1 protein-coding gene (only partly in view) is annotated in these 17612 nt (G+C 69.2%); it reads right to left on the bottom strand.

The window, feature by feature from the left end; genetic code table 11:
- Positions 1-17612, bottom strand: the 5' portion of a protein-coding gene (locus AC1HFH_RS04755; RefSeq protein ID WP_480246212.1) for a non-ribosomal peptide synthase/polyketide synthase. 26386 nt of this gene lie to the left of the window's left edge; only the first 17612 of its 43998 coding nucleotides appear in the window; the start codon lies at positions 17610-17612; its stop codon lies off the left edge, out of view.

The raw sequence follows: 17612 nt of genomic DNA, 5'->3' as shown, positions 1-17612 counted from the left end.
AGCGTGAACTGCAGATCGAACCGGGCGATGTTCTCGTCCAGGTCGAGCGCGGACACCGACAGCCCGGGCAGCTCCAGCTCGGTGCGGTCCAGGTTCTGGAACGCCAGCATCACCTGGAACAGCGGGTTGCGGGCCTGGGACCGTTCCGGGGCCAGCAGCTCGACGAGGCGCTCGAACGGCACGTCGGCGTTGCCGTAGGCGTCCAGGTCGGTCCGGCGGTTCTGTTGCAGCAGGCCGGTGAACGACTCGCCGGCCGGGACGCCGGTGCGCAGCACCAGCGTGTTGACGAACATGCCGACCAGATCGTCGAGTTCGGCCGCACCGCGACCGGCCACCGGGGTGCCGATGGCGATGTCGTCGGTGCCGGACAGCCGGGCCAACAGCACCGCCAGCGCGGTGTGCATGACCATGAACAACGAGGCGCCCTGCGCCCGGGCCAGCTCGTCGAGCGCGGCGATCAGCTCGGCGGGCAGTTCGCGGCGCACGCTCGCACCGCGCAGTGCGGCGACGGCCGGGCGCGGCCGGTCGAACGGCAGCGCCAGCTCGTCCGGCACACCGGCCAGCTGCCGCTGCCAGTAACCGACCTGCTGGGCCAGCAGCGATTCGGGGTCGTCCTCGTTGCCCAGCACCTCGCGCTGCCAGAAGGCGAAATCGGCGTACTGCACCGGAAGCGGCTGCCAGCCGGGCGCGGTGCCTTCGGCCCGTGCGGTGTAGGCCAGCATCACATCGCGGGTCAGCGGGCCGACCGAGAAACCGTCGGCGGCGATGTGGTGCACAACCACGACCAGGACGTGCTGTTCGGCCGAGACCCGGTACAGCCGTGCCCGGACCGGCACCTGTTCGGCGACGTCGAACCCGGTGGCAACGAATTCGGTGACCAGCCCGGTGATCTCGTCCTCGGTGACGGTGGCCGGCTGCAGGTTGAGCGCCACCTCCTCGGCGGGAACCACCTGCTGCACCGGCGCACCGCCGTGCTCCGGATAGCGGGTGCGCAGCGACTCGTGCCGGCGCAGCACATCGCCCAGCGCCAGCGCCAGCGCCTCGGTGTCCAGGGCGCCGGTGAGCCGAATCGCGATCGGGATGTTGTAGGCGGCCGACGCGGTGTCGTACTGGTTCAGGAACCACATCCGCTGCTGTGCGAAGGACAGCGGCAGCAGCTCCCCCTCGGTACGCGGCCGGGCCACCAGCGGTGCGCGGCCGGCGTCGACGCCGGTGTGCGATTCCACCCGGGCGGCCAGCGCCGCCACACTCGAGGCCTCGAACAGGGTGCGCACCGGCACCGAGGCACCCAGGGCGGCGCCGATCCGGGCCACCACCCGGGTGGCGATCAGCGAATTGCCGCCCAGATCGAAGAAGTCGTCGTCGATGCCGACCCGCGGCAGATCCAGCACCTCGGCGAAGACCGCCGCGACAGCCTCCTGCACGGGGGTCACCGGGGCGCGGAACGCGCGCGCTTGCACCGCCGGGGCGGGCAGCGCCTTTCGATCCAGCTTGCCGTTGACAGTCAGCGGAATCCATTCGAGCCGGACCACAGCAGCGGGCACCATGTAGGCGGGCAGCTGCTCGGCTGCGCCGTCGCGCACCACATCCAGATCCAGCGCGGTGTCACCGGATTCCGAATCGGCCACCACGTAGGCGACGATCCGCTGGTCACCGGGCTGATCCTCGCGGACGATCACCGCAGCCTGTGCGACACCCGGCTGGGCCAGCACCGCGGATTCGATCTCGCCGAGTTCGATGCGGAAACCACGCACCTTCACCTGGTCGTCGGCACGACCCAGGTATTCGAGTTCCCCGAACCGGTTCCAGCGGGCCAGGTCGCCGGAGCGGTACAGCCGCGAGCCGGCCGCATCCGTTCCCGCGAGGGGATTCGCAACGAACCGGGCCGCGGTCAGATCCGGCCGGCCGAGGTAGCCGCGGGCCAGCTGCGGGCCCGCAACATACATTTCACCCGCAACACCCACCGGCACCGGCCGCAGCCGGGCATCCAGCACGTAGACGCTCAGCCCGGAGATCGCCCGGCCCACCACCGAACCGGAGGCTGCCGCGATGGTGGCGGCATCGAGCGCCCGGAAGGAGACGTGCACCGTGGTCTCGGTAATGCCGTACATGTTGACCAGCACCGGACCGGTGGACTCGGCGGTTCGACCGTCGGTGCCGGACCGGACGGTTCGACCGTCGGTGTCGGTCAGGACGGTTCGACCGTCGCCGTGCCGCGCGACCCAATCGGTGAGCCGCCGCAATTCGAGCGCCTCACCGCCGAACACGACGTAGCGCAACGCCAAGGGCGCGGCGTCGGGTCCGGTCGCGTTCCGATCCGCCTCCGCCAGTTGGTAGAAGGCCGAGGGGGTCTGGTTGAGGACGGTGACCCGTTCGGTACGCAGCAGTTCCAGGAACTGTTCCGGCGAGCGGGAAATGTAGTAGTCGACGACGACGAGGGTGCCGCCGTACAGCAGCGGACCCCACAGCTCCCATACCGAGAAGTCGAAAGCGTAGGAGTGGAACAGGGTCCACACGTCGTCGGGGCCGAACCCGAAGTCCCGGTCGGTGTTCGCGAACAGCCGCACCACATTCCGGTGTGCCACCGCGACGCCCTTCGGGCGGCCGGTGGAGCCGGAGGTGTAGATCACGTACGCGACATGGTCCGGCGTGAGCGGCGCCAGGCGGTCGGCATCGGTGATCGGCGCATCGTCGGCGTCCTCCACATTGCCGGTCTCCACGGCGAATCCGTCGAGCACGACCGCCGGTAGCTCCGGCGGCACGGTGACCTGGACGGTGGAGTCGAGCACCACGCTGGTCGGCCGGGAGTCGGCGAGCACATAGGCGATGCGCTCATCCGGGTAGGTCGGATCCACCGGCACATAACCGGCACCGGTCTTGACCACCGCCAGCAGCGCGACCACCAGGTCCAGCGACCGCGGCAGAATCACCGCGACCAAGGACTCCGGCCCGGCACCGTCGGCGATCAGGCGGCGCGCCAGCACATTCGCCCGCCGATCCAGTTCGGCGTAGGTCAGCGATTCGATCCCGAACTTGGCGGCGACCCGGTCCGGATGCGCGGCGACTGCGGCGTCGAACAGGTCGATGAGGGTGGTCTGCGGTGCCGCGAACAGACCGGTGCCGCCGTCGGCGCCGGAGGACACCCAGTTGCGGGCGACGTCGAGCTGTTCGTGCTCGCCGAGCAGATCGATGTCGCCGACGACGGTGTCCGGGTTCTCGGTGACACCGCGCAGGATCCGCACCAGCCGTTCCGCGAACGCAACGACCGTCTCGGCATCGAACAGATCGGTGGCGTAGTTCCAGGACAGCGCCAGGGTGCCGTCGCCGGGTTCGGCGACGGTCAGCTGCACATCGAATTTGGCGGTGCCCGGATCGAAATCGACGACGTCGAGTTCCAGGCCGGGCAGGGCGACCGCGCCCAGTTCGGCGGCGCCGGCCGCCTCGAAGGTCAGCGCCACCTGGAACAGCGGATGGTGGGCCTGCGAACGGGTCGGGCTGAGCACATCGACCAGCCGCTCGAACGGCACATCGGCATGCGCGAAGGCCGCCAGGTCGGTCTTGCGGACCTCGTCGAGCAGCGTCCCGAAGTGGGTGCCCGGTTCCACGGTGTTGCGCAGCACCAGGGTGTTGACGAACATGCCGACGAGGTCGTCGAGCGCGCGTTCGCCACGGCCCGCGATCGGGGTGCCGATCGCGATATCGGTGCTGTTGGACAGCCGGGCCGCCCAGGTCGCCAGCGCGGCATGCAGCACCATGAACAGCGTGACGCCGCGGCTGCGGGCCAGCTCGTTCAGTGCCGCGGTCAGCTCGGCATCGATCGTGAACCGGTACAGGTCACCGGCGTTGCTCGCGGTCTCCGGGCGCGGCCGGTCCGCGGGCAGCTCGATCTGGTCGGGCAGATCGCGCAGCTGCTCGGTCCAGTAGGCCACCTGTTTACCGGCCAGGGTCTCCGGATCGGTGTCGTCACCGAGCACGTCGCGCTGCCACAGCGCGTAATCCGCGTACTGCACCTCCAGCGGCGTCCAGGCCGGGACCTGGCCGCGGGTGCGTTCGGCATAGGCGGCCACCACGTCGCGCAGCAGCGGCCACATCGAGAAACCGTCACCGTTGATGTGGTGCAGCACCAGCACGAGCACATGGGCACGCGCATCGGTGCGGAGCAGTTCGGCGCGGAACCCGATCTCCCGGGTGACGTCGAAGCTGCGGCCGGCGAGTTCGGCGATGCGGGCAGGCAGTTCGGCGAGGGGGAGCTGCTGCGGTTCCAGCGCGAACCGCACCACGTCGACCGGCAGGATCCGCTGGTAACCGGTGCCGTCCACATCCGGGTACACGGTGCGCAGCGATTCGTGCCGGCCCAGCACGTCGGCCAGGGCGGCCTCCAGGGCACCGGCGTCGAGTTCACCGGTGAGCCGCACCGCGATCGGGATGTTGTCGACCGCGTTTCCGTTGTCGAAGCGGTTGAGGAACCACATCCGCTGCTGGGCCAGGGACAGCGGGACCAGCTCGGGCCGCGGGCGCGGGGTGAGTGCGGCGCGGTCCGCGCGGCCGGTCTCCGATTCCACCAGCACGGCCAGATCGGCGACCGTCGCGGCCTCGAACAGGGTGCGCAACGGCACCCGGGTGTCCAGTGCTTCACCGAGCCGCGCCGCGACCCGGGTGGCGATCAGCGAGTTGCCGCCCAGTTCGAAGAAGTCGTCGTCGAGACCGACTCGGTCGATGCCGAGCACCTCGGCGAACACTCCCGCGACGATCTGCTGCACCGGGGTGACCGGCGCCCGGAATGCGCGCGCCTCCAGCACCGGGGCGGGCAGGGCGGCACGGTCGAGTTTGCCGGAGGCATTGAGCGGGAACGCATCCAGCACGACGACGGCGGCCGGCACCATGTACTGCGGCAGCCGGCGGCGCAGTTCGTCGCGGGCGGCATCGGCGTCGACGGAGCGTCCGGGCTGCGGCACGACGTAACCGACCAGCTGGTCGCCGAGGTGCTCATCGGTGCGCAGCACCACGACGGCACGATCGATCGCTTCCTGGTCGGTGAGTGCGCTCTCGATCTCGCCCAACTCGATCCGGAGACCGCGCAGCTTCACCTGGAAGTCGATCCGACCCCGGTACTCCAGTTCGCCGCTCTCGGTCCAGGCCACCAGGTCACCGGTGCGGTACATCCGGGTGCCCGAGCCGTACGGATCGGCGACGAACCGTTCGGTGGTCAGGATCGGCCGGCCGACATAACCGTGCGCCAGCTGGGCGCCCGCCAGATACAGCTCACCCGAAACCCCGATGGGCACCGGCCGCAGCCGCGAATCCAGCACGTAGGCACGGGTGTTGAACACCGGCGCACCGATCGGGACGACACCGGTGTCGGCATCGGTGACCTCGTGGAAGGTCACGTCGACGGCCGCCTCGGTCGGGCCGTACAGGTTGTGCACCCGTGCCCCGGTCCGCTCCCGGACCCGCTGCGCCAGCGCGGCCGGCAGTTCCTCACCGCCGACGAAGACATGCCGCAGCGAGCGGCATTCGGCGGCCAGGTCCTCGGCGGCGAACATTGCCAGCAGGGACGGGACGAACTGGGCGATGGTGACCTGCTCGGCGGCGATCACCCGGGCCAGGTAGGCCGGGTCGCGGTGGCCGTCGTGCTCGGCCACGACCAGCCGGGCGCCGATCTGCAACGGCAGGAAGAATTCCCAGATCGAGGCGTCGAAGGTGGCCGGGGTCTTCTGCAGCAGTACATCGTCGGCCGAGAAACCGTATTCGGCGTGCGTCCACACCAGGGTGTTGACAATCGATTCGTGGCTGACGGCCACGCCCTTGGGCCGGCCGGTGGAGCCGGACGTGAACAGCACGTAGGCGGTGTCGGCCGGCCGCAGCGGGCGGCGGCGGTCCGCATCGGTGAGCCGTTCCCCGGAGAATTCGGTCAGGTCGAGCCGGTCGATCCGCACCTGCCGGACCCGGTCGGTATCCAGATCCGCGCCGGAGGTCAGCATGCACACCGGACCGGCGGTGTCGAGGATGTGCTCGATACGGTCGGCCGGGTGGTCCGGATCGACCGGAACGAAGGCGCCACCGGCCGCGCTGACCGCGTACATGCCGACGACGAGATCGATCGAGCGGCGCATACCCAGTGCGACATACGATTCCGGCCCGACACCGGCGCGTTCCAGCCAGCGCGCCAGGCGGCGCACCCGGTCGGCGAACTCGGCGTACGTAAGGCTGACGCCCTCGAAGGTGACCGCGACCGCCTTCGGCGTGCGCTCGACCTGGGCTTCGAATACCGAGACCAGCGTGGCGGCGGCATTGCCGGCGGGCGCGGCCAGCGCCGTATCGACCCCGAATTCGGTGGCGTTCCAGCGGTTCAGCACCAGATCGCGTTCCCGGGCGTCGAGCAGGTCGACATCGCCGACCGGGACGGCCGGATCGGCCGCGACGGCCGTCAGCATCCGCTGCAACCGGGTCGCGAAGGCGGCCGCGTACCGGGTGTCGAACAGTTCCGCGTCGAAGACCAGTTCGGCAGCCATCCGGTTGTCGTGGTCGCCCGCAGTGCCCGCGGGCAGCTCGCTCAGCGTGAGCAGCAGATCGAACTTCGCGCTCTGCTGTTCGATATCCAGCTCGGTGACGGTCAGGCCGGGCAGTTCCAGCGAGGTGCGGCCCAGATTCTGGAAGGCGAGCATCACCTGGAACAGCGGATGCCGCGCCTGCGAACGGGCCGGGTTGAGCACCTCGACGAGCCGCTCGAACGGCACATCGGCGTGCGCGAACGCCTGCAGATCGTGTTCGCGTACCTGGGCGAGCAGTTCCTCGAACGGCTGCGCCGGATCAACCTGGCTGCGCAGCACCAGCGTGTTGACGAACATGCCGACCAGGTCGTCGAGGGCCGCGGCACCACGACCGGCGACGGGGGTGCCGACCGCGACATCCCGGGAGTCGGCCAGCCGGGCCAGCAGCGCCGCGAATGCGCTGTGCACCACCATGAACAGCGTGGTGCCGTGCGCATGGGCGACCCGGTTGAGTGCGGTGATCAGCTCACCGGACAGCTCGAAACGGTGGGTTCCGGCCCGGTGCACGGTGTCCACCGGCCGGGTCCGGTTGCTCAGTTGCAGTTCGTCGGGCAGGTCGGCGAGGGCGCCGCGCCAGTAGTCGAGCTGCTGGGCGATCAGCGAGGTCGGATCGGCCTCGTCACCGAGAGTTTCGCGCTGCCACAGCGCGTAGTCGATGTACTGGATCTCCAGCGGCGCCCAGCCCGGGTCGTCGTGCGCGGTCCGGGCCACATAGGCGGTCATCACATCGCGGACCATTGGCCGCATCGAGAAACCGTCGGCCGCAATGTGATGCACGACCATGGCCAGCACGTGTTCGCGCTCGCCGACCTCGAACACCCGCAACCGCACCGGGGGCTCGGCGGTCACATCGAAGCCGCGTCGGGTGAATTCCTCGATCGCCCCGGCCAGTTCGCCGGCATCGACCTCCACCAGCTCCAGCGCCGGTACGGCCCGGGCCGCGGACAGCACCTGCTGATAGGCCTCGCCCTCGTGCGAGGGGTAGATGGTGCGCAGCGATTCGTGCCGGCCGACCACGTCGGCCGCCGCGCCGCGCAGCGCAGCCAGGTCCAGCAGGCCCTGCAGCCGGACGGCGACGGAGATGTTGTAGGTACCGGTATCGGTGGTGGCGTCGGTGCCGAGATCGAACCGGTTCAGGAACCACATCCGCTGCTGCGCCAGCGACAACGGCGGATGCTCCGGCCGGTGCCGGGCGGCGAGGACGGGCCGGGCCGGGCCACCGGTATGCGATTCCACCCGGGCGGCGAGGCCGCCCACCGTGGGCGCCTCGAACAGTGCACGCACCCCGACCTCGGTGTCCAGCGCCGCCGACAGCCGGGCTGCCACCTGGGTGGCGACCAGCGAGTTGCCGCCGAGCGCGAAGAAGTCGTCGTCCACACCGACCCGCTCGGCGCCGAGCAGCTCGGCGAAGATCTCCGCCACGATCTCCTCGATCGGGGTGGCCGGCGCCCGGAACTGCCCGGCCTCGAACACCGGGGCGGGCAGCGCCTTGCGATCCAGCTTGCCGGACGCATTCACCGGGAATTCGTCGAGCAGGACCACGGCGGCGGGCACCATGTACCCCGGAAGTTCCTCGGCCACCCCGGTCTTGACCGCCGCTACATCGACAACGGCATCCGGCTCGGCAACCACGTAGCCGACCAGCTGGTCACCGGCATGCCCGTCACTGCGGACCAGCACGACCGACTGCGCGATGCCGGTCTGCGCCAGTAGTGCGGCCTCGATATCGCCCAGCTCGATGCGCAGACCGCGGAGCTTGACCTGGAAGTCGGTGCGACCCAGGTAGTCGAGTTCACCCGCTTCGCTCCAGGTGACCAAGTCACCGGTGCGGTACATCCGGGAACCGGCGGCACCGTACGGGTTGGCGACGAACCGGTCGGCGGTGAGGTCGGCCCGGTTCAGGTAGCCGATCGCGAGCTGATCGCCCGCCAGATACAGCTCACCCGCGACACCGGCGGGCACCGGATGCAGACGCGCGTCCAGCACGAAAGTCTTGGTGTTCCACACCGGGCGCCCGATCGGCACCGAATCGGTATCGGCATCGGTCACCTCGTGGTAGGTGACATCGACCGCCGCCTCGGTGGGGCCGTACAGGTTGTGCAGCCGGGCGCCGGTCAGTTCACGCAGCCGTTGCGCGGTCGGCGCGGGCAGCGCCTCACCCGAGGCGAACACCTGCCGCAGGGCGGCTGCGGTGCCGTTGCCGCCGCCCAGCGTCGACACGAACACCGAAAGCATCGACGGCACGAAATGCGCCGTGGTGATGCCGCGGTCGGCGATCACCTGGGCCAGATACACCGGATCCCGGTGCCCGTCCGGCTTGGCGACCACCAGCCGGGCTCCGGTCTGCAACGGCCAGAAGAACTCCCACACCGACACGTCGAAGGTGGCCGGAGTCTTCTGCAGTACCGCATCGTTCGCATCGATCGGGTACTCGTGCTGCATCCAGCGCAACCGGTTGACGATGGCGGCATGGCTCACCGCGACGCCCTTGGGACGCCCGGTGGACCCGGAGGTGAAGATCACGTAGGCGGTGTGCCCGGGGTGCAGCGGGCGGACCCGTTCGACGTCGGTGATCGGCGTACCCGCGCGATCTCCATGGCCGGCAGCGGATTCGATCTGCTCTACGGCCAGCACCTCGACTTCACCTCCGGCGGTGAAGTCGTCGCGCACCGTGGTCAGCACCAGTCGCGGGCGAGCCGTCTCCAGGATGTGGCCGATCCGGTCGACCGGCTGATCCGGGTCCAGCGGCACATAGGCGGCACCGGACTGCAGCACCGCGTACATCGCCACGACCAGCTCGGTGGACCGCCGGATCGCCAGCGCCACCTGGTCGCCGGGGCCGACGCCGGATGCGATCAGCGCCCGGGCCAGACGGGTGGACCGCTGCTGCAGTTCCCGATAACTCAGCCGCTCATCGAGCGTCGTTGAGGGGTGGTGGTCGGGCGACGGGTGGGCCAGCCGCTCATCGAGCGTCGTTGAGGGGTGGTGGTCGGGCGACGGGTGGGCCGGGATCTCGGCGGCGAACTCCAGCGCCGGAGCATCCGGGGTGGCCGTCACCTGGGCGTCGAACAGCGAGACCAGGGTGTCCGGCCGCACCGGGTGCACGGTGTCGTTCCAGTCCACCAGGACCTGGGCGTGTTCCTCCGGTGACAGCAGATCGATATCACCGACGGTCGCTTCCGGATCGGCGATGATCGCCGCGAACACCCGGTCCAGCCGGCGCGCGAACGCGGCAACCGTATCCTCGTCGAAAAGGTCCAGCGCGTAGGAGAACTCGGCGGACATGCCACCGGCCGCACCGTCGATGCCCTGGATTTCGGTCAGGTTGAGCTGCAGATCGAACTTGGCGAGTCCGGCGTCGTAGTCGACACCGCTGACCGACAGGCCGGGCAGCTGCAGGGCCGCCTGCTTGGTGTTCTGGAACGACAGCATCACCTGGAACAGCGGATGCCGCGCCTGCGAACGAGCCGGGTTGAGCACCTCGACGAGCCGCTCGAACGGCACATCGGCATGCGCGAACGCCTGCAGGTCGGTGTCCCGGGCCGCATCCAGCAGTTCGGCGAAGCTGCGGCTGCCGTCGACTTCGGTGCGCAGCACCAGGGTGTTGACGAACATGCCGATCAGGTCGTCCAGGGCGGCTTCGCCACGACCGGCGACCGGGGTGCCGATCGAGATATCGGAGGTGCCGCTGGCCTGGGCGAGCAGCACCGCCAGCGCGCTGTGCACCACCATGAACAGCGAGGCGTTGTACCGGCGGCCGAGCTCGATCAGATCGCGCTGGGTTTCGTCGGAGATCACGAACCGGTACGTGCCGCCGCGGTACGTGGCGATCGACGGCCGCGGCCGGTCGGTGGGCAGCACGAGCTCATCCGGCAGGTCGGCGAGTTCGCGTTTCCAGAAGTCGATCTCGGCGGAGATCAGCGACTTCGGATCCGATTCGGAGCCCAGGATTTCGCGTTGCCACAGCGCATAGTCGGCGTACTGCACCGGCAGTTCCGACCAGGTGGGCGCCTCCCAGGAAGTCCGCGCGTCGTAGGCCACGATCACGTCGCGGGACAGCGGCGCCATGCTCCAGCCGTCGGCAGAGATGTGGTGCACCACCATCCCCAGCACGAATTCGGTCTCGGAGATCTCGAACAGCCGGGCGTGCAACGGCACCTCGGAGGTGACGTCGAACGACATCGAGGCCAGATCGATCAGATGCTCGACCAGCTTGTCCTCGGTCACCCGGTACGGGGTCAGGTCCGGAACGATCTGCGCGGCATCCAGTACGACCTGGGCCGGACCGCCACCCGTCTCCGGGAACACCGTGCGCAGCGACTCGTGCCGGTCGATCACATCGATGACCGCAACCTGCAACGCCGCGACATCGAGGTCACCGGAGAGCCGGATCGCCACCGGGATGTTGTTCACGGCCGCCGAGCCGTCCTCGGCCCCCGCCGAGAAACGGTTGAGGAACCACATGCGCTGCTGTGCCAGCGACAGCGGCACATGGTCGGGCCGGGGCCGGGCCACCAGCGCCTGGCGAGCGCCGGCACCGGCCTGGCTCTCGACCCGGGCAGCAAGCGCACCGACGGTAGGCGCTTCGAACAGAATGCGCACCGGCACCCTGGTATCCAGTGCGGACCCGATGCGGGACACCACCTGGGTGGCGATCAGCGAGTTACCGCCCAGGTCGAAGAAGTCGTCGTCGACGCCGACCCGCGGCAGGTCCAGCACATCGGCGAACACCTGCGCGATGGTCTGTTCGATCGGGGTCGACGGGGCCCGGAACTCCCGCATCTCGAAGACCGGTGCGGGCAGCGCCCGGCGGTCGAGCTTGCCGTTCACGGTCAGCGGAATGGCTGCCAGCGCCACGAATGCCGACGGCACCATGTAGGCGGGCAGCTGCTCGGATACGCCGTCGCGCACCTGGTCGATGTCGAGATCGGCGGCGTCCGCGCCGACGAGGTAGGCGACGATGCGCTGACCACCCGGCTGGTCTTCGCGGACCACGACCGCGGCCTGCGCCACCCCGGGCTGCGCCAGCACCGCGGACTCGATCTCACCGAGTTCGATGCGGAAACCACGCACCTTGACCTGATCGTCGGCGCGACCCAGATACTCCAGCTCACCGAACCGGTTCCACCGCGCCAGGTCGCCGGACCGATACAGCCGTGAACCCGCAGCATCCGCCCCCGCCAGCGGATTCGCCACGAACCGGGCCGCACTCAGATCCGGCCGCCCCAGATAGCCGCGGGCCAGCTGCGGCCCCGCGACATACATCTCCCCCGCAACCCCGACCGGCACCGGCCGCAGCCGGTTGTCCAGCACGAATACGCTCAGCCCGCCGAGCGCGCGACCCACCACGGAACCGGTCGCCGCCTCGATCGTCGCCGCATCCAGCGCCCGGTACGACACATGCACCGTGGTCTCGGTGATGCCGTACATGTTGACCAGCACCGGCCCCGCCGGCGCCCCGTTCCCGGCCGGTGCGGTGCCGTCACCGTGCCGCGCCACCCAATCCGCGAGCCGGCGCAGCTCGAGCGCCTCACCACCGAACACCACATAGCGCAACGCCAGCGGAGCCACGTCCATGCTCGCGGCGTTCCGATCCGCCTCCGCCAGCTGGTAGAACGCCGACGGCGTCTGATTCAGGACCGTCACCTGCTCGGTACGCAACAGCTCCAGGAACTGCTCCGGCGCTCGGGACGTGTAGTAGTCCACCACCACAAGAGTCCCGCCGAACAGCAACGGACCCCACAACTCCCACACCGAGAAGTCGAAGGCGTACGAGTGGAACAACGTCCACACGTCATCCGGTCCGAAACCGAAATCGTGATCGGTATTCGCGAACAGCCGCACCACATTCCGGTGCGCGACCGCCACGCCCTTCGGCCGCCCCGTCGAACCCGAGGTGTAGATCACGTAGGCGACGTTCTCCGCCGACAACGGCGCCCGGCGATCCGCATCGGTGACCGGAGCGGCATCGGTGTCGTGCTGTGCCCCGCATACGACCATCGGTGTGCCGGACGGCAATTCCACGTCGACATCGGCATCCACGATCACCGCGGCCGGACGCGAATCCGCCAGCACATAGGCGATGCGCTCATCCGGGTAGGTCGGATCCACCGGCACATAACCGGCACCGGTCTTGACCACCGCGAGCAGCGCGACCACCAGGTCCAGCGACCGAGGCAGAATCACCGCGACCAAGGACTCCGGGCCCACTCCTTCGGCGATCAGCGTCCGGGCCAGCGCGTTGACCGAACGATCCAGGTCGGCGTAGGTCAACGAGTCGGCACCGAACCTGACTGCGGTCCGGTCGGCGAATTTCGCCACGGCCGAATCGAAGAGATCGACCAGCGTCGTATCCGGGTCGGCGAAACGGCCGGTGCGGTTGTCCGGTGTATGGCTGACCCAGCGTTCGGCTACGTTGCGTCGTTCCTCGGCATCGAGCAGATCGATATCGCCGATCGCGACCGCCGAATCGGCGGTGACGGTCCGCAGGATCACCATCAGGCGATCGATGAAGCCCTGCACTGTGGCAGCGTCGAAAAGATCGGTCGCATACTGGACCTCGGACGAGATCCCCTGAAGTTCGCCGGCACTGCTGTAGCGCTCCGTCAGGGTCCACTGCAGATCGAACTTGGCGATGTCGACTTCCAGCTCGTCGGCGCTGACCGTGAGACCGGGCAGCTCCAGGGTGGCGTGCGAGACCTCCTGGAACGAGAGCATCACCTGGAACAACGGATGCCGAGCCTGCGACCTGGCCGGGTTCAACACGTCGACGAGCCGTTCGAAGGGCACGTCGGCGTGGGAGAACGCAGCGAGGTCCGATTCCCGGATCTGTTCCAGGAACCGGACGAAGGACAGCCCCGGGTCCACATCCGAACGCAGCACCAGGGTGTTGACGAACATGCCGATCAGGTCGTCCAGGGCCTGCTCACCGCGGCCGGCCACCGGTGTCCCGACCGCGATATCGGCGGAGCTCGACAACCGGCCCAGCAGGACTGCGATGGCCGCATGGACGACCATGAACAGCGTCGCGCCCTCGGCGCGGGCGAGCCCGACCATCCGCGCGTGCAGCTCGGGATCGATCTCGAACGCGAGGCGGGCACCGCGGAAACTCTGTTCCGGCGGCCGGGGGTGATCCGTGGGAAGCTCGAGCTGATCGGGCAGGCCGTCCAGGGCGGACCGCCAGAAATCGATCTGCCGGGCGGCGATCGACTCCGGATCGGATTCGGAGCCGAGCAGCTCGCGCTGCCAGAGCGTGTAGTCGCGGTACTGTACGGGCAGCGCCGACCAGCCCGGCGCCGCACCGGCCGCACGGGCCAGATAGGCGGCGGCGACATCACGGGACAGCGGTCCGAACGAGAAACCGTCCGCGGCGATGTGGTGTACGACGAAAACGACTGCGTAGTCCGGGGTTCCGTTGGTTCCGGCACCGGTCACCCGGTAGATCCGCACCCGGATCGGCAGTTCGTGTGAGACATCGAAACCCGTGGCCGCGAATTCGGCCAGCTCGGCATCGAGTTCGGCCGCATCGATCGCGCCGACGGTGATCCCCAAATCCACCTCGTCGGCCGAGAGTACCTGCTGGAAGCCGCCGTCGGCGTCCGGGAACACCGTGCGCAGCGACTCCTGCCGCGCCACCACATCGTTCAGCGCCGCGATCAACGCGTCGACATCCACATTGCCGCGCAGCCGCACCACGAACGGCAGGTTGTAGGTCGGCGCAGTGGGATCGAACTGGTTGATGAACCACATCCGCTGCTGCGCCAGCGACAGCGGCACCCGATCGGGTCGTGGCCGGGCGGTAAGCGCCGGGCGGGTGACCTCGGCGGGTGTGGCGTTCTCGGCCCGCGCTGCCAGACCGGACACGGTCGGGGTCTCGAACAGCGCGCGCACCCCGAGCTGGATCCCGAAGGCGGCGCCGACCCGGGCCACCACCTGGGTGGCGACCAGGGAGTTGCCGCCCAGGTCGAAGAAGCTGTCGTCGGCGCCGACCCGCTCCTGTCCGAGCACATCGGCGAAGATGCCGGCCACGATCTCCTCGGCCGGTGTCCGCGGCGCCCGGAAACCGGCCGCATCGGCCGTGAACACCGGTTCCGGCAGCGCTTTCCGGTCCAGCTTGCCGCTGGTGTTCAGCGGGAAAGCGGCCAGCACCATGATCGATGCGGGCACCATGTAGGTGGGCAGCTGTTCGGCGGCGAACCGGGTCAGCGTCTCCGGGTCGGCGGTCTGTCCCGGAGTGGGCACCAGGTAGGCGACCAGCTGCTGGCCGGTGGCGGTATCCATCACCAGCACCGCGGCCTGGCTGACGGTCGGATGCGCCAGCAGCACCGTTTCGATCTCGCCGAGCTCGATGCGCTGGCCGCGGAACTTCACCTGGAAGTCGGTGCGACCGATATATTCCAGGACACCGTCGGCCGGGGTGTCGCGCACCGCCCAGCGGACCAGGTCACCGGTGCGGTACATGCGCTCACCGGCGACGAACGGGTTGGCAACGAAGCGATCCGAGGTCAGATCGGGGCGGCCGCGGTAGCAGCGGGCCAGCTGGCGGCCCGCGAGATACAGCTCACCCGGGGCACCGATGGCGGCCGGGCGCAGCCGGGCGTCCAGGACGTAGACGTCGACATTCCATTCGGGGACACCGATCGGCACCGTGGTGGTGTCGGCCGCGGTGGCCTCCCAGTAGGTGACCGAGACGGCGGCCTCGGTCGGGCCGTACAGGTTGTGCAGACCGGCTGCCGGACTGATTTCCCGGAACGTCGCGGCCGTCTCCGGTGGCAGAGCCTCACCGATGACGAAGACGGCGCGCAGCGTGGCACATTGCTGCGCGGTTGCGTGCGCAACGAACACCGTGAGCATCGACGGCACGAAGTCGGTGACGGTCACCCCGTGCCGCTCGATCGTCTCGGCCACGTACAGCGGATCACGATGCCCATCCGGGTCGGCCACGACCAGTTTCGCGCCGACCATCAGCGGCAGGAAGTAGCCCCACAGCGACACGTCGAAGGTGGTCGCCGTCTTCTGCAGATACACGTCGTCCGCGGTCAGCCGGTACTCGTCGAGCATCCACAGCTCTTGGTTGACGATCGCGTGGTGCGAGACGGCCACACCCTTCGGCCGGCCGGTGGAGCCGGAGGTGTAGATGACGTAGGCGGTGTTGTCCGGGCGCAAGGGGGCCAGGCGTTCACCGGGCTCGATCGGGGCGTCGGAGTGGGCCGAGACGTCCAGCGAGTCGATCTCGACGCGGCGCACCGACGCGGGCAGATCCAGTTCGTCGGCGGCGGTGGTGAGCACGCACACCGGTGCCGCACTGTCGAGGATGTACGCCGTACGCTCGGCCGGGTGGTCCGGGTCGATCGGCACGTAGGCGCCACCGGCCTGCAATACCGCGTGCATGCCGATCACCAGCTCGAGCGAACGGCGCATACCGAGGGCGACCAGCGATTCCGGGCCGACACCGTCGGCGATCAGCTGCCGGGCCAGCTGGTTCACCCGGGCCCCGAACTCGGCATAAGTCAGGGTCGCGGAGCGAGTCGTTGGGGGGTGGCCGGGAGTCTGGTTGGCGAGGGTCGCCGGGGTATCGCCTTCGAATACGAGGGCGATGTTGTCCGGGGTACGGGCGATCTGGGCGGCCAGCAGCTCGGGAAGGGTGCTGACCGGCACGTCGTGCGCCGCATCGTTCCAGTCGGTCAGCGAGCGCTGCCGTTCGGCGGCCGTGGTGACCTCGAGATCCCAGACCGGCCGATCGGCGGCCGCGGCCAGGAACCGGTCGAAGAACTCCAGGAACCGGCCGTGGTGGGTGTCGGCCTCGTCCTGGGTGTACAGGTTCGGGTTCGTCTCGAAGTCGATATGCGAGCGACCGCCGTGCGACTGGTAGAAGTTGACGCCCAGGTCTTCGATGCTGCCGGTGGAGAGCACGTTGATGGTGCCCACCATGTCGCCGAAACGCAGCTCGTTGTTGAACAGCATGATGTTGACCCACGGACCGAAGAACTCCGTGGTCACCACACCGTCACCGGCCGCATCGCGGCGGATGTCCTCGTGCCGGTACCGCTGGTGGCGCAGCGCACCGGATACCGCTGTGGTCACCTGCCGGAGTAGGTCGGCCACCGTGGTCCCGTAGCCGACGTGCAGGCGCAGCGGGACGATGTTGGAGGTGGCACCGCCCGAACGGCGCATCGCGGCCGTGGTCCGCGCGGTGACCGGCAGGCTGAGGATGACGTCCTCGGTCCCGGTCAGCTGGGCGAGATAGGCGCCGAAGCCGCCGATCAGCAGGGCCGAGGCGGCGATGTCGTGCCGAGCTTCGGCGGCGGCCAGCAGCGATTCCCGGGCCTCGTCCAGGGCGGCGCTGGAGATTCCGTTGACCGCGGCGGGCGGAGCCGAGCGGCCGGTGAGGGAGCTGCCCTCCTCCAGTCCGGCCACCCGTTCGGCCCAGTACTGTTTGTCCGATTCGAACCGGGAGCTGTCCCGGTAGGAGATCTCGGTGTCGTAGAGCGCCCGGAGGTCGGTGGCCTTGTTCGGGGTCGCTTCGGCGCCGGTCGTCTCGGCCGTGTACAGCTCTGCGACCCGGGTGACGAAGTTGTTCGCGCCATAACCGTCCAGCACGATGTGGTGGACGCGGGCGTACCAGTACCAGCGGTCGTCGGCCAGTCGCAGCGCAGCGGCCTGCGACAGCCGGCCGGTGACCAGATCGATCGGGCGGCTGTACTCGGCGCGCATCCACTCCGCGGCCGCGGCTTCCGGATCGTCGGCGTCCCGCAGATCGACCAGGATCAGGGTGTCGTCGAGGGAGGTGTCGACCGCCTGCATCGGCTCGCCGTCGATCTCGGCGATCCGAATGTAGCCGGACCCCTGATCGGCGGCAGCCGCCGCGCTGGCGCGTTCCAGCGCCGCCACGTCGAGGTCACCGCGCAGTTCGACGTACTGGGCGATGTTGATCGGCACCTGCGGGTCGACGTGCTGCGCGTACCAGATACCCAGCTGTGCGGGAGAAAGCGGGAAGTACTCCGCCGAGTCCTCGCGCTCACGCCCAGTTTCGCCGTTTCCGCCGAAATCCAGCCGGTTCAA

The organism is Nocardia sp. KT25-26, from assembly GCF_056627695.1.
Note: the sequence above shows the minus strand (reverse complement) of the source record. Positions and strands in the feature narration are given on the sequence as shown.